The organism is Pseudomonas sp. Irchel 3H9 (genome assembly GCF_900187495.1).
Classification (GTDB): Bacteria; Pseudomonadota; Gammaproteobacteria; order Pseudomonadales; family Pseudomonadaceae; genus Aquipseudomonas; species Aquipseudomonas sivasensis.
The window spans coordinates 23,472-45,853 of record NZ_FYDK01000006.1 but is presented as its reverse complement, the minus strand read 5'-3'; the positions used below and the strand labels follow the sequence as shown (position 1 = coordinate 45,853).

Genomic DNA, 22,382 nt, shown 5'->3' with positions numbered 1-22,382 from the left:
CCATGCTCATCGGTAGTTATTCAACCTCCCTCGTCGTTATCTCCCTGTGCGTCGCGATCCTGGCCTCTTATACCGCGCTGGACCTGACCGGCCGCATTGCGACCGCCAAGGGCCGCGCGGTTTATTTGTGGATGGCCGGCGGGGCATTGGCCATGGGCGTGGGTGTCTGGTCGATGCACTTCATCGGCATGTTGGCCCTGCGCCTGCCGTTTGCCTTGGGCTTCGATATCGGCATTACTGCGCTGTCGTTGTTGATCGCGGTGATGTCCAGTGGCTTTGCCTTATGGCTGGTCAGCCAACCGCGCTTGCCCGCCTGGCAATTGGTGTTTGGCGCGCTGGTCATGGGCACCGGCATTGCCACCATGCATTACACCGGCATGGCCGCGATGCGCATGACCCCCGGTATCGACTACGACCCCACCTTGTTTGGAGCTTCTCTGTTAATAGCGGTCGTGGCCTCGGGCGCCGCTTTGCAGATAGCTTTCAACCTGCGGCGCAACACGCCGTATGTACGCCTGGCACGCGGCGGGGCGGCGGTGGTGATGGGGTTTGCCATCGTCGGTATGCATTACACCGGAATGGCCGCGGCACGCTTTGCCGATGACAGCTACTGCGCTGCCGCGTTGGACGGCTTGACCGGCAAGGGCCTGGACAACCTGGTGCTGGTCACCACCCTGGCGGTGCTTGCCATCGCGTTGCTGACCTCGTTGCTCGACGCACGGCTGGAGGCCCGCACCGCTGTGCTCGCCGATTCCCTCAGCCTGGCCAATCAGGAACTGACCCACCTGGCCCTGCATGACATGCTCACCGGTCTGCCTAACCGCACGTTGCTGGCCGATCGGATTCAACAGGCCATACAGGCGGTTAACGAGCAGGGCGGTTGCTTCGCCTTGATGTTTATCGACCTGGATGGCTTCAAGCCAGTCAACGATGCCTTTGGCCATCACATGGGCGACCAGTTGCTGCGCGAAGTCGGCCTACGCCTGCGCGAAGACTTGCGCGGCCACGACACCCTGGCGCGCATCGGCGGTGATGAATTTGTGCTGTTGGTGCAACTGAGCCAGCCAGACGATGCCCTGCGCTTGGCCGAGCGGCAGGTCGGGCTGATCAACCGCTCATTCCAGGTGGCCGAGCATGAGCTGAAAATCTCGGCCAGTATCGGCATCGCTGTGTTCCCAGGTAACGGTGGCAACCCCCAGGAATTGTTGATGAACGCCGACGCCGCGATGTACCACGCCAAGGGCATGGGCAAGAACGGCTACAGCTTTTTCGACGTGTCGATGAACACCAATGCGCGCAAGCAATTGCAGTTGTTGCAGGACCTGCGCAACGCCCTCGACCAAGAGCAATTTCGCTTGTACTACCAACCCAAGTTCGATGCGGTCAGTGGTATTGCGGTGGGCGCCGAAGCGCTGGTGCGCTGGGAGCATCCGCAGCAGGGTCTGTTGTTGCCGGCCACCTTTATCGAACTGGCGGAAAAGACTGGCTTGATCATTCCCATCGGCGAATGGGTGCTTAATGAGGCCTGCCGTCAGATGAGCGTGTGGTACGCGCTGGGTTATGAGCATTGGCGCATCGCCGTGAACCTGTCGGCGTTGCAGTTCTGCCATGCGGGGCTGGTCAAGAGTGTGGCCGACGCCCTTGATCGTCATCAGTTGCCGGCCAACAGCCTGACCCTGGAGATCACCGAAACCACCGCCATGAGCGATGCCGACGCGAGTATGACGGTGTTGCAGCAGCTCTCGGACATGGGCGTCGACCTGTCCATCGATGACTTCGGCACCGGCTATTCCAGCCTGATGTACCTCAAGCGGCTGCCGGCCAACGAGTTGAAGATCGACCGCGGTTTTGTGCGCGACCTTGAGCACGACAGCGACGACGCCGCCATCGTTTCGGCCATCGTTGCCCTCGGCCAGGCCTTGGGATTGCGGATTGTCGCCGAAGGCGTGGAAACGGACGTGCAGCAGAGTTTCCTCACGCGGCTGGGCTGTAACTCCCTGCAGGGTTACTTGCTGGGGCATCCGCTGCCGGCCGATGGTTTCATGGCGGATATTCTGCGGGCCGAGGACGCACAGGCGCCTGACAAAAACAGTGCCTGACGGTTAGTATCGGATCCAACCCTAACGCCAGGTTGGATCAGGAGACCGTACGCATGGACAAAGTTGTCATCATCACCGGGGGCAGTCGCGGTATTGGCGCCGAAACGGCACTGCTGGCGGCGCGCGAAGGCTATCGCATCTGCATCAACTACCGCTCCGATGAAAAAGCCGCCCTGGGCGTTCTGGAACAGGTCCGTGGCCTGGGTGCCCAGGCGATTGCTGTGCGAGCTGATGTCAGCATCGAAGATGAAGTGATTGCGTTGTTTCATCGCGTCGACGCCGAGTTGGGCCGCGTGACCGCCCTGGTCAACAATGCCGGCACCGTGGCGCACAAGTCTCGGGTCGATGAGATGTCCGAATTCCGCATCCTTAACATCATGAGGACCAATGTGCTGGGGCCGATCCTGTGTGCCAAGCACGCGGTGTTGCGCATGTCGCCCAAACATGGCGGGCAGGGTGGCAGCATCGTCAACGTGTCCTCGGTGGCGGCGCGCCTGGGCTCGCCGGGTGAATACGTGGACTATGCAGCCTCCAAGGGCGCCCTCGACACCTTCACCATCGGCCTGTCCAAAGAAGTGGCAGGTGAGGGTATCCGCGTCAACGCAGTACGCCCCGGCTATATCTTTACCGACTTCCACGCCCTCAGCGGCGATCCGGATCGGGTCAGCAAGCTGGAGTCCGGCATTCCCATGGCCCGTGGAGGGCGGCCGGATGAAGTGGCGGAAGCGATTATCTGGTTGTTGTCGGATAAGGCGTCGTATGCCACCGGGACTTTTTTAGATTTGGGTGGCGGCCGTTGAGTCGGTAGCGTCTGTGCGGGCGCCATCGGGAGCAAGCCCCCTCCCTCAAAACGACCGCACAATCCGCCCCAACGTCTCCATCGCCTTCTCCGAGGCCTCGGTCCACGGGCTGCCATAGTTCAGGCGAATACAGTTTCTGAAGCGCTGGGTCGCCGAAAAAATCGGCCCCGGTGCAATGCTGATGCCTTGCGCCAGCGCCATCTGGAACAACTTCAATGAGTCCGTTTGTTCCGGCAATTCCAGCCACAGGAAATACCCTCCGGCCGGCTGGCTGACGCGGGTTTGCGCCGGGAAATACCGAGCGATGGCGGCGAGCATGGCGCTTTGTTGTTCTTCCAGGGCATAACGCAATTTGCGCAGGTGGCGGTCATAGCCGCCATGTTGCAGGTAGTCGGCAATCGCCGCCTGGGCCGGCATTGACGGGCACAGCGAGGTCATCAGCTTGAGACGTTCGACCTTTTGCGCATAGCGCCCCGCGGCGACCCAGCCGACGCGGTAGCCGGGCGCCAGGCTCTTGGCAAAGGAACCGCAGTGCATCACCAGTCCTTCGGTGTCGAAGGCTTTGGCCGGCTTGGGCGCCTGTTGCCCGTAATACAGCTCGGCGTACACATCGTCCTCAATCAGCGGCACCTGGTGACTGCGCAACAGCTCAACCAGTGCCTGCTTCTTTTCTTCCGGCAACGTTGCGCCCATGGGGTTCTGGAAACTGGTCATGGTCCAGCAGGCCTTGATCGGATAGCGCGCCAGGGCTTGGGCCAGGGCGCCGAGGTCGATGCCGTCGCGCGGGTGCACCGGAATTTCCACCGCCTTGAGCTTCAGGCGTTCCAGCACTTGCAGGCAGGCATAGAACGCCGGGGCCTCGATGGCCACCAGATCGCCCGGTTCCGTCACGGCTTGCAGGCACAAGTTCAGGGCTTCCAGGGCGCCATTGGTGATCAGCAGTTCTTCCATCGGCAGCATCAGGCCGCCGACCATGTAGCGCAGGGCAATTTGTCGACGCAACTGCGGATTGCCCGGCGACATGTCGGTGACCACCAGGCGCGGGTCCATTTCACGGCTGGCGCTGGCCAGGGATCGGGCCAGGCGTTGCAACGGGAACAGCATGGGGCTTGGGAACGCCGAGCCGAAGGGCACTGTGTTGGGGTCTTTGATCGAGTCGAGCACGGAAAACACCAACTCGCTGACATCCACCTCGGTGGACTCGTGCACCTGCTCGCTCACCGCCGGCTCAGAGAACGGGCTCGGCGCATGGGTGTTGACGAAGTAGCCGGAACGCGGCCGCGCACGGATCAGGCCGCGGCGTTCCAGCAGGTAATAGGCCTGGAACACCGTGGACGGGCTGACGCCGTAGGTTTGGCTGGCGTAGCGCACCGACGGCACACGTTGGCCAGGCCCCAGGACGCCAGAGCGGATCAGTTCGGCAATGTCTTCGGCGAATTTTTCGTAGCGTTTCATAGGGGCCTTAACAATGTTTATACGAGCGCAGATCCAATCCGGGAGGGGGTAAGCCGCTCCCACATTGGATTCTCACTGATTTAGATAGATCTCAGCGGTTCAACGGCGCCACAAAGCGGCTGTCGGCAACGCTATAGATCCCTGGCTCATCTACATCCATCACTTTGAAGCGCAACGTCTGAGAACTGCTCGCGGGTTTCTCCGCGAGCAATGCCACCGACACCGGCACATCTATGATTTCCCCCGGCGCCATGCTGATCTCGGTCTTGCCTTGCAGTTGGAAGCCGTCGGCCTCCACGAGCTGCACCCGATAATCCTGGCGTTGCTGGGTCTTGTTGATGACCTTGAGGCTGTAGATGTTTTCGATCTGGCCCTGGGCGTTCTCGCGGAACATGCCACGGTCTTTGGTCACGTCCAGCGACACCATCGGCCGCTCCACCAGTGCGACTACCAGCGCGGCAATCATCACCAGCAGCACCGCACTGTAGCCGATCAGACGGGGCCGTAGCAGACGGGTTTTGCCGCCTTGCAGTTGATGCTCGCTGGTATAGCTCACCAGGCCACGGGCATAACCCATTTTGTCCATGATCGAATCACAGGCGTCGATGCAGGCCGCGCAGCCGATGCATTCCATTTGCAGGCCATCGCGGATATCAATGCCGGTGGGGCAGACCTGCACGCACAGGTGGCAGTCAATGCAGTCACCCAGGCCGACATCGGCCGGCTTGACCTCGCGTTTGCGCGGGCCACGGTTCTCGCCACGGGCGCTGTCGTAGGAAATGGTCAGGGTGTCTTTATCGAACATCACGCTCTGGAACCGCGCATACGGACACATGTGCATGCACACCGCCTCACGCAGCCAACCGGCATTGATGTAGGTCGCGGCGGTGAAAAACAGTACCCAGAACAGGCTCACGCCCCCCATTTGCCAAGTCAGCAGTTCCTCGGCCAACGGGCGGATAGGCGTGAAGTAGCCGACAAAGGTCAGCCCAGTCAGCACGCTGATGCCCAGCCACAGCGTGTGCTTGGCCGAGCGCCTTGCCAGTTTGTTGAGGCTCCAGGGCGCGGCTTGCAGCTTGATGCGTTGGTTACGTTCGCCCTCAGTGACCTTTTCGCACCACATAAACAACCACGTGAACGAGCTTTGCGGGCAGGTATAGCCGCACCACACGCGGCCGGCGAACACGGTGATCGCGAACAGGCCGAAGGCGCAGATAATCAGCAGCGCCGACAGCAGGATGAAATCCTGGGGCCAGAACGTCGCGCCAAAAATATGGAATTTGCTTTCCGCCAGATCCCACAGCACGGCTTGGCGCCCGCCCCAGTTCAACCACACGGTGCCGAAAAATGCCAGGAACAGAAAGCCGGCACCGGCTACGCGCAAGGTGCGGAACAGTCCGGTGAAGCTGCGGGTATGGATCAGGGTGTCGCTGGATTTGGCCTTCACCTTCTTTGGGTGTATGGGCTCAAAGGTTTCCACGGTTGGGATTCGTTCGCTCATGGTCGTTCGCTCATCAGCCTCCATCAGGCGGATGAACTATGGGCCGGGGGCTGTTTGCATAACAGACTCAGCTAGCGCGATAAAAAGCGGATCAGATGGTCCGTGTGGTGAGCTCTGCGACAATCTGCTGCACCCCGGCGCGCCTGGGGTGCAGGGGCATTTCAGCGGTAATGATACAGATCAATCAAATCAGCGAACCAGGCTCCGTGGCCTTCACATGGTTGCGTCCGTCTGTCGCGCCTTCGACGGTCAAGGCGTCTGCTTCAGCTTCGGTGATGTAGGTGCGCTCGCCCGCAAGTTCTACGTAGGACATGGACTTGTCATCGTCCGTCAATATCTTCACTCGGGTGGCGGGGACGCTCTGTTCCTGGCCATTGTCGTCGAGCGTGAAATAGCACAGGTGGTTTTCAATACGCAGGGTCATGTCGAACTCCTTTCTCATCGGCTATGAACCTTAGGGGATGGTGCCGTGGCGTGGTTCAAGGCAACTGACTGGCGGTAGGCGCTGTCCATGACTTAACCGCTTCTTTAAAGGACAGGATCCATGGACGCTTGGTGGCATGAAGTGTGGCAAACCCTGCAGGCCGAGTTCGCCGATATCGGCGATGCCAAACAACTGACCCAGATCACCGTGCGCCTGCTGATCGCCGCCGTACTCGGCGGCATCCTGGGGTTTGAGCGCGAGAGCAAGGGCAAGGCCGCCGGGGTACGGACCCACATGCTGGTGGCGTTGGGCGCCGCGCTGTTTGTGATGGTGCCGCAGATGTCAGGTAATCAGGCGGATGCTATGAGTCGCGTGGTGCAGGGCGTTATCGCGGGGATCGGCTTTCTCGGCGCAGGCACGATCATCAAAGGCAAGGATGATGAAGAGGGGCATGTCAAAGGCCTGACCACCGCCGCCGGCCTGTGGATGACCGCTGCGATTGGGGTCTCGGCCGGGTTGGGCCGGGAATCGACAGCGGTCCTGAGTACGTTGCTGGCCTTGGCGGTGTTCAGCGTGATGCCGAAAATCGTCAAGCGTTTCGAGAAGGACTGACGATCACAGGGGGCATGGTTGTCGGCGGCTCTTCCACCGGTGGCGGCTCATTTTCGGGCGGCTCTTTTTCTGGAATCGGCTCCGGTTCGGTGGGCGGCAGGGTCGGATTGTCGATATTAGGATCAGGGGTTTCAGCCGGGATCGGGATATTCATCGGTGTGGCCTCCTTTGTGCTTTGCTCTACCGGTGGACAACCGCCTGGGCGATTTGATTCCCCGCTCAATGGCGGAACATCCACCTGAACTTTTGACCAAGCCTCAGGCTCGGACCTATTACGGCCTTGCTCAGGGAGAGCGTCGCCGTCTCAGAATTCGGATCAAGCAAAGAGCGTCCACAGGGCGTAAGGGGAAGATGCTCGATGACTGCTGAAACTCAGGTTCCAGATGTTTCCTTATTGCCGCTGTCCCAGGCGCTGTTGCTGCCCAGGATTGCAATCGAAAGCACCATGCCTGTGATTGATGGCGGTGAATTCGCCGTTAAGGCCGCAGTGGGCCAGCGGGTCACCGTGACCAGCAAGGTGTTCGCCGATGGCCACGACAAACTCGCCGTATTAATCCGCTGGCGCCCGCTGCAGGACGAAAGCTGGCACAGCGTGGTGATGGCGGATGTGGGCAACAACGGTTGGGAGGGCGCGTTTACCGTCACCGACCAGGGCCCTCACGAATACTGCATCGAAGCCTGGATCGATACCTTCGCCAGTTTTTGCTACGAGCTGCGCAAAAAGCACGAGGCCGGTGTGCCGGTCAGCCTGGAGTTGCAGGAAGGCCGCAGCCTGGTGTTGCAGGCCGCCGAACGCAGTGACAACGAACTGCGCGACCGCTTGATGCTGCTGCACCACGAACTGTCCGGCCTGCTGGAAACCGAGCAGGTCGCACTGTTTCTGCACGAAGACAGTGCACATTTGATGACTCAGGCCGATCACCGCGCCTATTTGAGCATCAGTGCCGTATACCCGATCGATGTGGAGCGTGAAGCGGCGCAATTCGCCAGCTGGTACGAGCTGTTTCCGCGCTCGATCACTGATGATCCGGCCTGTCACGGCACCTTCAACGATGTGCACGCACGCCTGCCGATGATCCATGACATGGGCTTCGACGTGCTGTACTTCCCGCCGATCCACCCCATCGGCCGCAGCCACCGCAAGGGCAAGAACAATTCCCTCACCGCCGGCCCCGACGATCCGGGCAGCCCGTACGCCATTGGCAGTGAGGAGGGCGGCCACGAAGCCATCCACCCGCAACTGGGCAGTCGCGATGATTTCCGCCGCCTGGTCCAGGCTGCCGCCGATCATGGCCTGGAAATCGCCTTGGACTTTGCCATCCAGTGCTCCCAAGATCACCCGTGGCTCAAGCAGCATCCGGGTTGGTTCAACTGGCGTCCGGACGGGACGATCAAATACGCGGAAAACCCGCCGAAAAAGTACCAGGACATCGTTAACGTCGACTTCTATGCGGCGGACGCGATTCCCAGTCTCTGGACGGAGTTGCGCGACATCGTAGTGGGCTGGGTGGAAGAGGGCGTGAAGACCTTTCGCGTCGACAACCCCCACACCAAACCGCTGCCGTTCTGGCAATGGCTGATCAGCGATGTGCGTTCAAAGTACCCCGACGTGATCTTCCTGGCTGAAGCCTTCACCACGCCTGCGATGATGGCGCGGCTGGGCAAGGTCGGTTATTCCCAGAGCTACACCTACTTCACCTGGCGCAATACCAAGGCTGAACTGAGCGAGTACTTCACTCAGTTGAACCAGTCGCCGTGGCGCGAGTGCTACCGGCCGAACTTCTTCGTCAATACGCCGGACATTAACCCAGCCTTCCTGCACGAGTCCGGCCGCCCAGGCTTTTTGATCCGGGCCGCGCTGGCGACCATGGGCTCGGGCCTGTGGGGCATGTATTCCGGTTTTGAACTGTGTGAATCAGCGCCGGTGCCGGGCAAAGAGGAATACCTGGACTCGGAGAAGTATGAAATCCGCCCACGGGACTTCACCGCGCCCGGCAACATCATTGCCGAGATTGCCCAGCTGAACCGTATCCGCCGGCAAAATCCGGCGTTGCAGACGCATTTGGGGTTAAAGCTCTACACCGCCTGGAATGACAACATCCTGTACTTCGGCAAGCGCAGTGAGGATGGCAGTAACTTCATTCTGGTGGCGATCAACCTCGATCCATTCAACGCCCAGGAAGCGCATTTTGAGTTGCCGCTGTGGGAGCTGGGGCTGCCGGATGATGCGCAGACCCAAGGCGAAGACCTGATGAACGGCCATCGCTGGACCTGGTATGGCAAGACCCAATGGACACGCCTTGATCCGCAGATGCCGTTTGGAATCTGGCGCATCACGGTTGCCTAAGTCTTGCGCAGATCCATTGTGGGAGGGGGCTTGCCCACTCCCACAACGATCGCATCGCGTCCGCAGAATTTAAGTCATTCAGGAGTTTCCAATGGCGAAGAAACCTAACCCTGCCACCTTTATCAAAGACCCGCTCTGGTACAAGGACGCGGTGATCTACCAGGTTCACGTCAAATCCTTTTTTGACTCCAACAACGACGGCATCGGTGACTTCCCCGGGCTGATCGCCAAGCTCGATTACATCGCCGACCTCGGCGTGAATACCATTTGGTTATTGCCGTTTTATCCCTCGCCTCGCCGCGATGACGGCTACGACATCGCCGAATACCGTGGCGTACACAGCGACTACGGCACCCTGGCGGACGCCAAGCGCTTTATCGCCGAGGCCCATAAGCGTGGATTGCGGGTGATCACTGAGCTGGTGATCAACCACACCTCCGACCAGCACCCGTGGTTCCAGCGTGCCCGCAAGGCCAAGCCTGGTTCGGCGGCGCGGGACTTCTATGTGTGGTCCGATGACGACCAGAAGTACGATGGCACGCGCATCATTTTCCTCGACACCGAGAAGTCCAACTGGACTTGGGACCCGGTCGCCGGCCAGTACTTCTGGCACCGTTTCTATTCTCACCAGCCCGACCTCAACTTCGACAACCCGCAAGTGATGAAGGCCGTGTTGTCGGTGATGCGTTACTGGCTGGACATGGGCATTGACGGCCTGCGCCTGGACGCCATCCCGTACTTGATCGAGCGCGACGGCACCAACAACGAGAACCTCCCCGAAACCCACGATGTGCTCAAGCAGATCCGCGCCGAAATCGACGCCAACTACCCGGACCGCATGTTGCTTGCCGAAGCCAACCAATGGCCGGAAGACACTCAGCTGTATTTCGGTGACAAGAAGGGCGACGACGGCGATGAATGCCACATGGCGTTCCACTTCCCGCTGATGCCGCGCATGTACATGGCCCTGGCCCAGGAAGATCGCTTCCCCATCACCGATATTTTGCGCCAGACCCCGGAGATTCCTGCCAACTGCCAATGGGCAATCTTCCTGCGCAACCACGATGAGTTGACCCTTGAAATGGTCACCGACAAAGAGCGCGATTACCTGTGGAATTACTACGCCGCAGATCGGCGCGCGCGCATCAACCTGGGGATTCGTCGCCGTCTGGCACCGTTGCTGGAGCGGGATCGCCGTCGCGTGGAATTGCTTAACAGCCTGCTGCTGTCGATGCCCGGTACGCCGACGTTGTATTACGGCGATGAAATCGGCATGGGCGATAACATCTACCTCGGCGACCGCGACGGTGTGCGCACGCCGATGCAGTGGTCCATCGACCGTAACGGCGGCTTCTCCCGCGCCGATCCGGCCAGCCTGGTGCTGCCGCCGATCATGGACCCGCTGTACGGCTACCAGTCGGTCAATGTCGAAACCCAGACTCAAGACCCGCACTCACTGCTCAACTGGAATCGGCGCATGTTGGCGGTGCGCAAGCAATCCAAGGCGTTTGGGCGGGGCAGTTTGAAAATGCTCTCGCCGAGCAATCGCCGCATCCTGGCCTATACCCGTGAATACACCGGGGAAGACGGCCGTACGGAAATTATCCTGTGTGTGGCCAACGTGTCCCGCAGCGCCCAGGCGGCGGAATTGGACCTCTCTGCCTTCGCGGGAATGGTGCCGGTGGAGATGCTTGGCGGAAACGCTTTCCCGCCCATTGGCCAGTTGAATTTCCTGCTGACGCTGGCGCCCTACGGCTTCTATTGGTTTGTACTGGCGGCGGAAAACCAGATGCCCAGTTGGCATGTGGAACCGGCGCAGAGCATCCCTGACTTCACCACTCTGGTACTGAAAAAACGCATGGAAGAATTGCTCGAAGAACCTTGTCGCACCACCCTGGAGCAGACCTCGTTGCCGGCCTGGCTGCCCAAGCGGCGCTGGTTCGCCGGTAAGGACACCGCCATCGACAGCGTGAACATCGCTTACGGCGTGCGGTTTGGCGACCCGGAGCATCCGGTGTTGCTCAGTGAAATTGATGTCACCAGCGGCGGCCAAGTCAGTCGCTATCAACTGCCCTTTGGCTTCCTGGGTGAAGACCAGTTCACCAGTGCCTTGCCGCAACAATTGGCCCTGGCTCGTGTGCGGCGTACGCGGCAGGTGGGGCTGGTCACCGATGCCTTCAGCCTGGAGCACTTCATCCGCGCGGTGATCCAGGGGCTGCAGGCGGGTACGGTGCTCACTTCCAGCGAAGGCGATTTACGCTTTGAAGCCACGCCGCACCTGGCCCCGCTGCAACTGACGGACGACGCCCAAGTACGCTACTTGTCCGCCGAGCAGTCCAACAGTTCGGTGGTAGTGGGCGAGAGCCTGGTGCTCAAGTTGATCCGCAAAGTCAGCGCCGGCGTACACCCGGAGCTGGAAATGAGCGCCTACCTCACCGCCGCCGATTACCCGAATATCTCGCCGCTGCTGGGCTCGATGATTCGTCGCGACGCCGACGGCCAGGACAACCTGCTGATGATTGCCCAGGGTTATTTGAGCAATCAGGGCGACGCCTGGAGCTGGACCCAGAACAACCTGGAGCGCGCGATTCGCGATGAATTGGCGCAGGCCATTTCCGAGCAGGAACAGCACTACAACGCCTTGGGTGAACTGGCGGACTTTGCCGGGTTGCTCGGCCAGCGCTTGGGGGAAATGCACCTGGTGCTAGGCGCGAAGACTGACAACAAGGACTTCAAACCCGAAGTCACTACGGCCAAGGACACTCAGGCCTGGGCCAAGGACGTGGGCGCACAGCTTGACCGCGCGCTGCAATTGCTCAAGTTGCATCAACACACATTGAACCCGGCGGATCAGGCACTGGTCAGTGACTTGCTGGCGCAGAAAAAAGCCATCGGCGCCCATGTCCAGGCGTTGGCGAAAGCCACGTTGGGCGGGCTGCGTATTCGGGTTCACGGTGATTTGCACCTGGGCCAGGTACTGGTGGTGAAGGGCGATGCTTACCTGATCGACTTTGAAGGCGAGCCAGCCAGGCCATTGCATGAGCGGCGTGGCAAGCACAGCCCGTATAAAGATGTGAGCGGCGTACTGCGCTCGTTTGATTACGCGGCGGCCATGGCCTTGAATGTGCAAGGTGTGGATCATTCGCCGCAAGCCGATCTGGCCCGCAGGCGCGTGACCGATCGCTATCTGAATGAAGCACGCGAGGCATTTATCCAGGCTTATCAGACAGCTACGTCTACACTGGCGCATGGCTGGCAGGATGCCAAAGGCCAGGACGCCGCGCTGACCTTGTTCAGCCTGGAGAAGGCCGCGTACGAAGTGGCTTACGAAGCGGAGAATCGCCCGACCTGGCTACCGGTGCCCCTGCAAGGGCTGCACGGGTTGCTCAGCGGGCTAGCACCTCTATCTAAAACTGCACGCGGTGGGGAGACGTCATGAATTACACGCATAAAGAACCGCTGCAGCCCAAGTTGACTGCCATGCCGGCGTCCAAGGACGTCGAAGCGCTGGTGCGCGCCGAGCACCATGACCCGTTCTCGATCCTCGGGCCACATGATGACGAGCAGGGTGGGCAATTTATCCGCGCATTCCTGCCGGAAGCTCTGAGCGTCCAGGTGTTGGCGCAGGACAGTGGCGAGCCGATCGGCAGCCTGGACGCGACCCAGGTGCCGGGCTTGTTTGTCGGGCACTTCACCACGCGCCAGGCCTACCTGCTGAAGATCCAGTGGGCCGGCGGTGAGCAAATTACCGAAGACCCCTACAGTTTCAGCCAGTTGTTGCTGGGCGAAATGGACCTGTACCTGTTTGCCGAAGGCAACCATCGCGATCTCAGCAGCTGCCTGGGTGCACAGGTGACCAGCGTCGATGGCGTGCAGGGCGTGCGCTTTGCCGTGTGGGCGCCGAATGCGCGGCGGGTGTCGGTGGTGGGCGATTTCAATATCTGGGACGGTCGCCGCCATCCGATGCGCCTGCGCCATCCTTCGGGCGTATGGGAGCTGTTTATCCCGCGTCTGCAACCGGGTGCGGCCTACAAGTACGAGATCCTGGGTGCCAATGGGATTTTGCCGCTCAAGGCTGACCCCATGGCATTGGCCACTCAACTGCCGCCGGACACTGCGTCGAAAGTCGCTCCGCCGTTGCAGGTGGATTGGCAGGACCATGAGTGGATGCAGTCGCGCAGCGAAAAGCAGAAATCCACCGCACCGCTGTCTATCTATGAGTTGCACGTGGGTTCCTGGCAATGCGAGCTGGACGAGGCCGGCGAAGTCGCCCGCCAATACGGCTGGCGTGAACTGACGGAACGGCTGATCCCGTACGTGCAGCAACTGGGTTTCACCCATATTGAACTGATGCCGATCATGGAGCATCCGTTTGGTGGCTCCTGGGGCTATCAAGCGTTGTCGCAGTTCGCCCCGAGTGCGCGCTTTGGCTCGCCGGAAGATTTCGCCTATTTCGTCAATGCGCTGCACCAGGCCGATATCGGCGTGATCCTTGACTGGGTACCGGCGCATTTCCCCACCGATACCCACGGGCTGGCACAGTTTGACGGCACGGCGCTGTACGAATACGCCAACCCGCTGGAAGGTTTCCACCAGGATTGGGACACGCTGATCTACAACTTGGGCCGCACCGAAGTTCACGGCTTTATGCTGGCGTCGGCCCTGCATTGGCTTAAACACTTCCATATCGACGGGCTGCGTGTGGATGCGGTGGCGTCGATGCTGTACCGCGATTACTCGCGCAAGGCTGGTGAATGGGTGCCCAACCGCCACGGCGGTCGGGAGAACCTGGAAGCCATCGACTTCCTGCGTCACCTGAACGACGTAGTGGCCTTGGAAGCTCCCGGCGCGTTGGTGATCGCCGAGGAATCCACCGCCTGGCCCGGTGTGAGCCAGCCGACCCAACAGGGCGGCCTGGGCTTCAACTACAAGTGGAACATGGGCTGGATGCACGATTCCCTGCATTACATCCAGCAAGACCCGGTGTATCGCGCCCATCACCACAACGAGCTGAGCTTTGGCCTGGTGTATGCCTGGTCCGAGCGTTTTATCCTGCCGATTTCCCACGATGAGGTGGTGCACGGCAAGCACTCGTTGATCGACAAGATGCCCGGCGACCGCTGGCAGAAATTTGCCAACCTGCGTGCCTACCTGGCGTTCATGTGGATGCATCCCGGCAAGAAGCTGTTGTTCATGGGCTGCGAATTCGGCCAGTGGCGCGAGTGGAATCACGACCAGCAACTGGACTGGTACTTGTTGCAGTACGCCGAGCACAAAGGCGTGCAGAAGCTGGTCGGCGACTTGAACCGTCTGTACCGCGAAGAGCCGGCCCTGCATGAGCAGGACGATGCGCCGCAAGGTTTCCAATGGCTGATCGGCGATGACGCGATCAACAGTGTCTACGCGTGGCTGCGCTGGAGCAAAGACGGCAAGCCCGTGCTGGTGGTGGCTAACTTCACACCGGTGCCGCGCGAGTCCTATTCCGTTGGTGTGCCGTTTGCCGGGCGCTGGAGTGAGGTGATCAACAGTGATGCGGACATGTATGCCGGTTCCAACTTCGGTAATGGCGGCGAAGTCTTTACCCAGGATGAACCGCGCCATGGGCAACCGGTGTCGCTGTCGCTGAATTTGCCGCCGCTGGGAGTGTTGATTCTGCGACCTGAAGGGGGTTAACCGCTCTGCCGCGCGGGATTCAGTTGTCCGCGGTGCTGGCAGGGTGCCACAATGGCGCCTTTGTCATGGCAGTCGAATCAGGCGAATTTCATGAATGGCCTTGGGCGTGAGCAGGACCAGGATTGCGTTATAGAAGAGCAGGTGCGGACTGACCGTCTGCACCAGCTGTTCCGGCAGTCATTTGCCGCCATTTTGGGCAGTTACCTGGCGGCTACCATGCTCTGCTGGCTGTGTTGGGATCGCTTCGACCACGACGTTATGCTGGTCTGGATGCTGTTGCTCACAGCGTCGTCGCTGCTGCGCGTGAAGATGTTCATGGACTGGTTTCGCTGCCCCAACAGCGAGCGCACGCCGGCTCGCTGGGAGCGCCGCTACTGGGTCACTCTCGTGCTCTCTGCCGGCATCTGGGGCGCCGGTGCGTTAGCGGTGATGCCAGCGGATGACCGGTTGTCCCAAGTGCTGGTGATGTTGTTCACCGTGGGCATGTCGGTCAGCGCGGTGTCGTGTTACTCGGCCTATCGCTACATGACGCTTGCGTCTATCGGTCTGGTATTGCTGCCGTGCACCTTCTGGCTGCTGTTCCAGCCGGCTCCCATGCAGGTGGGTGTTGCTATCGCAGTGCTGGTGTTCACGACCTTTGTCGCCAGCGCCACGCGTAAATTGTCCGATGCGCTAGAAAAGGCGTTTCGCCTGACTCGGCAAATGGAAAGAGCCCACAACATTTCAACCCGTGCCGCACAGACCGATGAGCTGACCGGGCTGATGAACCGTCGTGCATTCTTCGAACATGCCCATTCGCTGTACGCACAATGCCGACACAACCAACAGCCGCTGTGCGCGCTGATGCTGGACATGGACCACTTCAAGCACATCAACGACACCTACGGACACCAGGCGGGCGACCAAGTGTTGCGCCAGATTGGAGGGGTGATCAGTGCGTCGTTTCGCAAGTCTGATGTGTATGGCCGTCTGGGCGGTGAGGAGTTTGCGGTATTGCTGCCCAATACCTCGCTGGAAACCGCTCGGGGTATTGCCGAGCAGTTGATCAAGGCGATTTCCGGATTGCCGGCCGAACCGGTCACGGGGCTTTCAGCCAGCTTGGGTGTTGCCTCGGCCCATGCGCTGGATGGGGACTTGCATGGCCTGATGAACACCGCCGACAAGGCGCTGTACCGGGCCAAGGCGCTGGGCCGCAACCAAGTGGCAGTGGCGGAGTAGGGCGACGCTCAGTCCTTGAGTGTTGCCTTGATCAATACCTGCGAAAGTTGTTCGGCCGAGTAAGGCTTGGGCAGAAACTCGAAGCCTTCATAGCCGCTTTCTGCCAGCTCCTCGCTGTAACCCGAGGTCAACACCACCGGCAGGTCGGCACGACGCTGGCGTAGCAGCTTGGCCATGGCGACGCCGGTGATACCGGGCATCACGACGTCGGAGAAGATGACGTCAAAGGCCATTCCATCCTGGCCGGCCAAGCTCAGGGCTTGTTCGGCATCGGTCGCCCAGGCGGTCTGATAGCCCAAGTCTTCAAGGATTTGTCGGGCAAACCGCCCGACCTCCAGGTTGTCTTCCACGATCAGCACCCGACACTGGGTTGTGTCGTGGGGCATGGCGAGCGTTCCCTGAGGGCTTTGGGGCGGCACATCCTGTGCTTCGACCTGGGGCAAATACAGGGTAAATACGCTGCCTTGGCCGGGCGTGCTGGACACATCGATATTGCCCCCCGACTGCTTGGCGAACCCGAAGACCTGCGACAGACCCAGGCCGGTGCCTTTGCCGACGGCCTTGGTGGTAAAGAACGGCTCGAAAATCCGCTCCACGGTGTCGGCGGCAATACCCGGCCCGGTATCGGCCATGGAGATGGCGATATACGGTTGGCGTGACCCCGCATCGCCACGGATACGTGGCAGCGGCTTGCGCCCGACCACCCGTAGGCTCAGCGTACCCTGGCCGCCCATGGCGTCCCGGGCATTGAGGGCGATGTTGATCAGCGCGGTTTCAAACTGGCTCGCGTCGATGCGGGCGAAACAGGCCTGTGACGGCATCTCGACCTGCACCTGAATGCGTGCGCCGGTGACGCTTTCCAGCATTTCGCCAATGTTCTGTACCCGCTGGCCTACGTCGAAGACCTCCGGGTTGAGCGGTTGTCGACGTGCAAAGGCGAGCAACTGGCTGGTCAGCTTGCTGGCCCGCTCCACGGTATCCGAAACGGCGCTCATGTAGCGCTGGCGGCGCTCTTCCGACAGGCCTGGCTGCCGCAAAAAATCCACCGAGGAGCGAATGATCGTGAGCAGGTTGTTGAAGTCATGGGCGACGCCGCCGGTCAGCTGTCCGATGGCTTCGAGTTTCTGGGATTGGTGCAACGCGGCTTCGGCTTGGGCCAGCGCCTGCGTGCGTTCCTCCACCCGCTGTTCCAGGTAGGTGTTCAGCTCGGCATACGCTGCCAGACCTTCACGGACCTCGGCATCGGCGCGCACGCGTTCGATATGGGCCCAGGAGCGCTCGGTGACTTCCCTCAACAAGGCCAGGTCGTAGGGTGACCATGGGCGTGGGGATTTGTCGTGGACGGCCATCAATGCAGTCAGGCGTCCGTTCTTGATTAGAGGCATGCAGATAGTCGCAGTCACCCCCAGGGACTGGAAGGCCGCAGACTCTTCGGGTGGCAGCTCGCGCAGGTTGTCGCAGATCACCAGAGGCTCGCCAGCCCGCAGGCAATTGACGGCCGCCTCGCCGAACGCCGCCAGGCTGTAGCGACCGACAATGCTCGGCGAGCCGGGCGCGGTCCAGTTGTCGCGAATGGTAAAGCCGTCTTCATCGGCGTCCATGTCGGCGTAGGCGCAATTGCTCACTTGCAGGTGTTCGGCGAGCAACTGGGTAGTGCGGGTCATGATGGCTTCGGCATCGGCCGCATTGACCACGGCGTTGCCAATGGCATCCAGCACTTCCAGGCGTCTGGCGAGAAACACCGTGGCAGTGGTTTCGGTCACGGTGTCGAGCAAGCCGACCACGTGGCCTTGGGGATCACGGATCGGGCTATAGCAGAAAGTGAAGTAGGCTTGTTCCCGCGCCTGGCCGCGTTCAACCACGAGGGGAAAGTTTTCGATATAGGTGGCATGCCCCTGGAACGCCGCGTCGGCGATATGGCTGACATCAGCCCACACCTCGCGCCATATGTCACTGAACGGTCTTCCCAAGGCATAGGGCTTATTGCCCAGTATCGGAATAAAGGCGTCGTTGTAGATCGTGATCAACTGGGGCCCCCAGACAATGGCCTGGGGAAAGCTCGACGCGAAACACAGCGCGACGGTGGTCTTCAGAACGTCCGGCCATTGCTCCAGCGGACCGAGAGGCGTGTTGGCCCAATCATGCTGAATTACCCGTTCAGCCATGTCGCTGCTGCTTTGCAGCCAATTCATCATTGGGGGAACACCTTGTTATCGAGAGTCTTCAGCGCGCCTTTCAGTGGGTGGCGCAAAGCTACAGACCCGGTTGAACGCTGCCAGTTCAGCGCAATTATCCGATATATGGCGTTTTGATGCTTTACTCATTTGAGTCGTTTGGATCCGCCGAGGTTGGGCGCTTGCCCAACCTTCATTGCGTGCCGAACAAACCGGTCCAGTAAATGCCCGCATCACTCTTCGGGTCCATGGCGTAGGCCGCGCCCAGTTCTCGAAATTGCGGGTTCATCAGGTTGGCACAATGACCGGGGCTGGCGAGCCAGCCATCGACCACCTTGCGCGGGGTGTCCAGGCCGGCGGCGATGTTTTCGCCGATGTTTTTGGCGATGTAACCGGCCAGCTCGGCGCGGTCGCCGGGCGTGCGGCCGTCGTGGTCCAGATGGTCGAAGAAATTGCCGTTGGCCATGTTGCGCGTGTGGCTGTTGGCGGCGCTGGCCAGGGTGTCGTTCCACGACAACGGGGTGGTCGCGGTAAATGCCTGGGTGCCGCATTGGCGAGGTTGTGTACGGGCGGCGTTGATCAAGTCCAGCAGTTTCCGGCCTTCAGTCTGCCAATCCCCCAGGCCGCTGGACAGTAAGGGCCGGGCCAGCACGATGCGCCAGTCCTGACCGCTGTTGCTCACGCCGATGTCGATAAATTGCGGATCCAGCACCACCCGGCAGAAGCTCTCGCGCACCGCCTTCATGGCGGACTGAGCATCCTTGGGACCGGACAGGCTGATGGCCTGCACGTTCACCATCGGATACGCGGCCCGGGCCAGCGCCTGCTGAAGGTCGCCGACGTTAGTGGCCGGCAGCACCAGCCGTGTGTCGCTCGCCAGTGGCGGCAGTTCCTGGGAACCCTGGTCACCGCAGCGCTGCACCTGGCTGCGGTACTCGTTGATCTGTTGCACCAGCTGACTTTCTTCATTCGCCATCGCGCTGGCGCAGAACACCGTACTGGCGGCCAGCGTCGTAAGACCCATCATCAATGACAGAACGCGCATGGACGTTACCCTTGAGCTTGAAAGTGCCCATGATGCGCGATGTAACCCCATCTGGCGCAACGCCTTTTTTGTTTTTTTGCCTCAGTGGGGGTTATGAAGGCCGTTCACGGCGCGGTTGCGGCCCGATGCCATCACCGCGGCCAGGAGGATCAAGCCGCACGCGACGGAGAAGGTTGCGTGCAGGCCATTCGCCAGTGATTGTGGGGTGGCGTGGGTTATATCGGGTGCAGTCCAGGCGAATACGGCGCTGAGTGCCCAAGCACCGACAATCAGGCCGAGGTTGCGCGACAGGTTCAATAGACCCGAGACCGTGCCGCGCCGAATCGCAGCGACATTGCGCATCACGGCGGTATTGTTCGCCGCCTGGAAGAGGCTGTAGCCCGCCGTCAAAACAATCAGCGCGCCCAGGTAGGTGAACAACCCCGAAGCCAACGTCAGCAGCAGGGCGCCGCATAGCAGAATGCCGAGCCCGCTGCAGGTCATGCGTTGGCTGCCCAGGCGGTCGGTCAGGCGGCCCGCCGGTATGCCGGTGATTGCTGCGACACAGGGCCCGACCGCCATGGCCAGGCCCATCGAGGCTGGGTCGAGCCCCAAACCACGGGACAGGTAAAACGGCCCGACAACAAAGGTGGCCATGATCACCGCCGCTACCAGCGCGCTCATCGCCAAGCCCGTGCGCAATGACGAATCCTTTAACAACGCCCAGATACCCAGGTCGCTGGATGCCGGCGTGTGCCGCTGATCCACCGGCAGAAAACGCCAGGCAAGGGCGACGGCCAGCAGGCCCAGCGGCACGCCCACCAGAAACAATGCACGCCAGCCCCACAGGCTCAGCAACACGCCTCCGACGCTGGGGCCCATGGCGGTTCCGACCGCCGACATGGTGCCCAGCAAACCCATCACCCGGCCGGTGCGGCCCTGGGGCACGGTATCGCCGACCATGCCCAAGGCCATGGCCATCATGATCGCTGCACCAAGGCCTTGCAGGCTGCGCGCGGCAATCAGCGCGTTGAGCGAGGACGCGCCGACGCACAGCCCGCAGGCCAGGCTGAACAGCAGCAAGCCGCCTATTAGCAACCGACGTCGCCCCAGGCGATCACCCAGGCGGCCGGCGCTGAGGATCACCGCCGTGATCGCCAGCAGATACGCCAGCACCACCCACTGCACGGCGTGGAAGGACGCGTCGAACGCCTGCGTCAGGCTGGGCAGGCCCACATTGGCGATGCTGGTGCCGAGTGAGGCCAGCAGCATGGACAGCGACAGGCTGATGAGGCTGCCGCGCGGGGACGTAGACATGGGCAATTCCTTGAATGAAGGCAACTGTCACAAATCTACGGCGTCGCCTAACATGGCGGAAGACGCAGGAGTTGCAGTGAATACCTGCACCAAACGCCTGATGAGAGCCTCTTATGCCTGATCTGAATTTGCTGATCACCCTGGATGTGCTGCTCGCCGAAGGCAGCGTCGCCGGCGCGGCCAAGCGCCTGGGTTTGAGCCCCTCGGCCATGAGTCGCGCCTTGGCCCGCCTGCGTGAAACCACCGGCGACCCCTTGCTGGTGCGTGCCGGTCGCGGCCTGGTGCCCACGCCACGGGCGGTGGAGCTGCGTGAACAGGTCAGTGATTTGGTTCAGGCTGCCCACGCGGTGCTGCGGCCTGCGCAGTCTGTGGACATGGCGGTGGTGGCGCGTACCTTCACCTTGCGCACTAGTGAAGAGTTCGTCGAAAACTTTGGCCCGGCGCTGCTGGCACGCATCGCCCGAGAGGCGCCCGGCGTGCGCCTGCGTTTCATCAATAAAAACGACAAGGACAGCACGCTGCTGCGCGACGGCAGTGTCGATCTGGAAACCGGCGTGGTCGATCCCACCGCCAGCCCTGAAGTGCTGACCCAGGCGTTGTTCCGCGACCGCTTGATTGGCGTAGTGCGCAACGGCCATCCCCTGAGTCGTGGTGAAATCAGCGTCGCGCGTTATGCCGAGGGCCAGCACGTCTATGTTTCGCGGCGTGGGCAGGCGCGCGGTCAGATCGACGATGCGCTTGAAACCTTGGGCTTCACGCGGCAGATCACCAGCATTGTCGCGGGTTTCTCCACTGCCATCTCCCTGGCCCGCGACACCGACCTGATCGCCAGTGTGCCGGAACGCTACACCGCCCACCGTCGCGACCTGTTTTGCTTTGCCCTGCCGCTGACGTTGCCGACCTTTACTGTTGCGATGCTCTGGCACCCACGGCTGGACGCGGACTTGGCGCACCGCTGGCTGCGCGGGTGCCTGCGTGAGGTCTGCGGGCAATAGACCGTACGCAACAGGTACAATCCCCCCTGCCTAGACGTGAACCCCCAGGAATTTGCATGTTCAGCCTTACCCGCTACACCACACCATGCCCCGAGCCCATCAATGGCCAGATCCTGCAGATGGTGGTAGACAACCTCACTGACATCAGCAGCGTCGCGTTGCCGCCGAGCAACCTGCTCTACAACATCTACCAGTATGCGGTTGGCTTTGAAGTACACCTTTACCTGCAGGCGCTGAATGGGGAGAAGGGCATTGACGTCGAACTGATCGTGGCTACCGACGCCGAGGACTCGGAGACCGTCATCGGTTTTTTGCTCTGCCTGCCGGTGAAGGATGATCCCGAAGCCTGTGGCATTGCCTTCATGGCTGTAAAAGCCGGTTTGCGCCGCCAGGGCGTGGCACGGGGGATGATGCAAGACGTGCTGGCGCGCTATCCCCATGCCGAATTGGCGTGTGCCGTGGAAAAGGTGCCTGCGTTCGAGGCCCTCGGCTTTCAAGTACGCGCCGCACGTGGCACCCAGGTGCTGATGAACACCCGCGACTACGGCACGGATGGCCTGATGGGCGTGCTGGACGTGGCCGCGATCTATAGCTCCCTCGAAGTGCGGCAGATCCATACCTACCTGCTGCAAAAACACGGCAAGCGGGCGATGGTCGACGCGGAGAAGCAGCGGGATCGGCATCTTGACCAATTGACGCGCAAAGTCTGGTTGTTCGTGCAGGAGCGGGGCTGAAACAGAGCG

General features: G+C 61.1%; 16 protein-coding genes. 9 read left to right on the top strand and 7 right to left on the bottom strand.

The genetic code is table 11. The features are described 5' to 3' along the window. Nucleotides 1-2: 2 nt before the first annotated feature. Both CKW32_RS20930 and CKW32_RS20925 read left to right on the top strand, forming a co-directional pair. The gene (locus CKW32_RS20930) at nucleotides 3-2,099 is read left to right on the top strand and encodes a bifunctional diguanylate cyclase/phosphodiesterase (protein WP_095185863.1); all 2,097 of its coding nucleotides are present in this window, start codon (nucleotides 3-5) and stop codon (nucleotides 2,097-2,099) included. A 53-nt stretch (nucleotides 2,100-2,152) separates the two neighbouring features. Then, on the top strand, nucleotides 2,153-2,899 hold the full coding sequence (locus CKW32_RS20925; protein WP_032886857.1) for an SDR family oxidoreductase: 747 nt from the start codon (nucleotides 2,153-2,155) through the stop codon (nucleotides 2,897-2,899). A 45-nt stretch (nucleotides 2,900-2,944) separates the two neighbouring features. On the opposite strand, the gene mapR is transcribed toward CKW32_RS20925, so the two are convergent. From mapR to CKW32_RS20910, 3 genes are all read right to left on the bottom strand, one after another. Further along, the gene (gene mapR, locus CKW32_RS20920) at nucleotides 2,945-4,354 is read right to left on the bottom strand and encodes a GntR family transcriptional regulator MpaR (protein ID WP_032886855.1); all 1,410 of its coding nucleotides are present in this window, start codon (nucleotides 4,352-4,354) and stop codon (nucleotides 2,945-2,947) included. A 91-nt stretch (nucleotides 4,355-4,445) separates the two neighbouring features. Next, nucleotides 4,446-5,855, bottom strand: a complete 1,410-nt coding sequence (gene ccoG / locus CKW32_RS20915; protein ID WP_095185862.1) for a cytochrome c oxidase accessory protein CcoG — start codon at nucleotides 5,853-5,855, stop codon at nucleotides 4,446-4,448. 184 nt (nucleotides 5,856-6,039) lie between these two features. After that, a complete protein-coding gene (locus tag CKW32_RS20910) occupies nucleotides 6,040-6,279 on the bottom strand; it encodes a DUF3203 family protein (RefSeq protein ID WP_032886853.1) in 240 nt (79 codons plus the stop codon). A 120-nt stretch (nucleotides 6,280-6,399) separates the two neighbouring features. Between CKW32_RS20910 and CKW32_RS20905 the strand changes: the two genes are divergently transcribed. Beyond that, a complete protein-coding gene (locus tag CKW32_RS20905; RefSeq protein WP_032886852.1) occupies nucleotides 6,400-6,891 on the top strand; it encodes an MgtC/SapB family protein in 492 nt (163 codons plus the stop codon). On the opposite strand, the gene CKW32_RS28340 is transcribed toward CKW32_RS20905, so the two are convergent. Beyond that, nucleotides 6,869-7,045: a hypothetical protein gene (locus CKW32_RS28340; protein WP_163033259.1), complete on the bottom strand. Its 177-nt coding sequence runs from the start codon at nucleotides 7,043-7,045 to the stop codon at nucleotides 6,869-6,871. The genes CKW32_RS20905 and CKW32_RS28340 overlap by 23 nt on opposite strands. Before the next feature lie 204 nt (nucleotides 7,046-7,249). Between CKW32_RS28340 and CKW32_RS20900 the strand changes: the two genes are divergently transcribed. From CKW32_RS20900 to CKW32_RS20885, 4 genes are all read left to right on the top strand, one after another. Beyond that, nucleotides 7,250-9,238 (top strand): alpha-1,4-glucan--maltose-1-phosphate maltosyltransferase, encoded by a 1,989-nt coding sequence (locus tag CKW32_RS20900; RefSeq protein ID WP_095185861.1) that lies wholly within the window; start codon nucleotides 7,250-7,252, stop codon nucleotides 9,236-9,238. 91 nt (nucleotides 9,239-9,329) lie between these two features. Continuing rightward, nucleotides 9,330-12,677: a maltose alpha-D-glucosyltransferase gene (gene treS, locus CKW32_RS20895; RefSeq protein WP_095185860.1), complete on the top strand. Its 3,348-nt coding sequence runs from the start codon at nucleotides 9,330-9,332 to the stop codon at nucleotides 12,675-12,677. Beyond that, nucleotides 12,674-14,911, top strand: coding sequence for a 1,4-alpha-glucan branching protein GlgB (glgB, locus tag CKW32_RS20890; RefSeq protein ID WP_095185859.1), 2,238 nt, complete (start codon nucleotides 12,674-12,676; stop codon nucleotides 14,909-14,911). Before treS ends, glgB begins: the two co-directional genes overlap by 4 nt. A gap of 51 nt (nucleotides 14,912-14,962) precedes the next feature. Next, nucleotides 14,963-16,129, top strand: a complete 1,167-nt coding sequence (locus CKW32_RS20885; RefSeq protein WP_032886848.1) for a diguanylate cyclase — start codon at nucleotides 14,963-14,965, stop codon at nucleotides 16,127-16,129. 8 nt (nucleotides 16,130-16,137) lie between these two features. Here CKW32_RS20885 and CKW32_RS20880 read toward each other — a convergent pair whose 3' ends face one another. The 3 genes from CKW32_RS20880 to CKW32_RS20870 all read right to left on the bottom strand — a co-directional run bounded on the left by CKW32_RS20880 (nucleotide 16,138) and on the right by CKW32_RS20870 (nucleotide 20,644). Next, a complete protein-coding gene (locus CKW32_RS20880) occupies nucleotides 16,138-18,324 on the bottom strand; it encodes a GAF domain-containing protein (RefSeq protein ID WP_095185858.1) in 2,187 nt (728 codons plus the stop codon). A 172-nt stretch (nucleotides 18,325-18,496) separates the two neighbouring features. After that, a complete protein-coding gene (locus CKW32_RS20875) occupies nucleotides 18,497-19,348 on the bottom strand; it encodes a CAP domain-containing protein (RefSeq protein ID WP_032886845.1) in 852 nt (283 codons plus the stop codon). A gap of 81 nt (nucleotides 19,349-19,429) precedes the next feature. Then, nucleotides 19,430-20,644 carry an MFS transporter gene (locus CKW32_RS20870; protein ID WP_095185857.1) on the bottom strand — a complete coding sequence of 405 codons (1,215 nt, stop codon included), beginning with the start codon at nucleotides 20,642-20,644 and terminating at the stop codon, nucleotides 19,430-19,432. Between the two features lie 113 nt (nucleotides 20,645-20,757). Between CKW32_RS20870 and CKW32_RS20865 the strand changes: the two genes are divergently transcribed. Together CKW32_RS20865 and CKW32_RS20860 are read left to right on the top strand one after the other, a co-directional pair. Next, nucleotides 20,758-21,639, top strand: coding sequence for a LysR family transcriptional regulator (locus CKW32_RS20865; protein ID WP_095185856.1), 882 nt, complete (start codon nucleotides 20,758-20,760; stop codon nucleotides 21,637-21,639). Nucleotides 21,640-21,695: 56 nt separating this feature from the next. Then, nucleotides 21,696-22,373 (top strand): GNAT family N-acetyltransferase, encoded by a 678-nt coding sequence (locus CKW32_RS20860; protein ID WP_095185855.1) that lies wholly within the window; start codon nucleotides 21,696-21,698, stop codon nucleotides 22,371-22,373. Nucleotides 22,374-22,382 lie beyond the last annotated feature (9 nt).

What these genes read in the sequence shown, in the direction of transcription:
- CKW32_RS20930 (WP_095185863.1), top strand. Translation starts at nt 3, where the DNA reads ATGCTCATCGGTAGTTATTCAACCTCCCTCGTCGTTATCTCCCTGTGC.
- CKW32_RS20925 (WP_032886857.1), top strand. Translation starts at nt 2,153, where the DNA reads ATGGACAAAGTTGTCATCATCACCGGGGGCAGTCGCGGTATTGGCGCC.
- mapR (WP_032886855.1), bottom strand. Translation starts at nt 4,354, where the DNA reads ATGAAACGCTACGAAAAATTCGCCGAAGACATTGCCGAACTGATCCGC.
- ccoG (WP_095185862.1), bottom strand. Translation starts at nt 5,855, where the DNA reads ATGAGCGAACGAATCCCAACCGTGGAAACCTTTGAGCCCATACACCCA.
- CKW32_RS20910 (WP_032886853.1), bottom strand. Translation starts at nt 6,279, where the DNA reads ATGACCCTGCGTATTGAAAACCACCTGTGCTATTTCACGCTCGACGAC.
- CKW32_RS20905 (WP_032886852.1), top strand. Translation starts at nt 6,400, where the DNA reads ATGGACGCTTGGTGGCATGAAGTGTGGCAAACCCTGCAGGCCGAGTTC.
- CKW32_RS28340 (WP_163033259.1), bottom strand. Translation starts at nt 7,045, where the DNA reads ATGAATATCCCGATCCCGGCTGAAACCCCTGATCCTAATATCGACAAT.
- CKW32_RS20900 (WP_095185861.1), top strand. Translation starts at nt 7,250, where the DNA reads ATGACTGCTGAAACTCAGGTTCCAGATGTTTCCTTATTGCCGCTGTCC.
- treS (WP_095185860.1), top strand. Translation starts at nt 9,330, where the DNA reads ATGGCGAAGAAACCTAACCCTGCCACCTTTATCAAAGACCCGCTCTGG.
- glgB (WP_095185859.1), top strand. Translation starts at nt 12,674, where the DNA reads ATGAATTACACGCATAAAGAACCGCTGCAGCCCAAGTTGACTGCCATG.
- CKW32_RS20885 (WP_032886848.1), top strand. Translation starts at nt 14,963, where the DNA reads ATGGCGCCTTTGTCATGGCAGTCGAATCAGGCGAATTTCATGAATGGC.
- CKW32_RS20880 (WP_095185858.1), bottom strand. Translation starts at nt 18,324, where the DNA reads ATGATGAATTGGCTGCAAAGCAGCAGCGACATGGCTGAACGGGTAATT.
- CKW32_RS20875 (WP_032886845.1), bottom strand. Translation starts at nt 19,348, where the DNA reads ATGCGCGTTCTGTCATTGATGATGGGTCTTACGACGCTGGCCGCCAGT.
- CKW32_RS20870 (WP_095185857.1), bottom strand. Translation starts at nt 20,644, where the DNA reads ATGTCTACGTCCCCGCGCGGCAGCCTCATCAGCCTGTCGCTGTCCATG.
- CKW32_RS20865 (WP_095185856.1), top strand. Translation starts at nt 20,758, where the DNA reads ATGCCTGATCTGAATTTGCTGATCACCCTGGATGTGCTGCTCGCCGAA.
- CKW32_RS20860 (WP_095185855.1), top strand. Translation starts at nt 21,696, where the DNA reads ATGTTCAGCCTTACCCGCTACACCACACCATGCCCCGAGCCCATCAAT.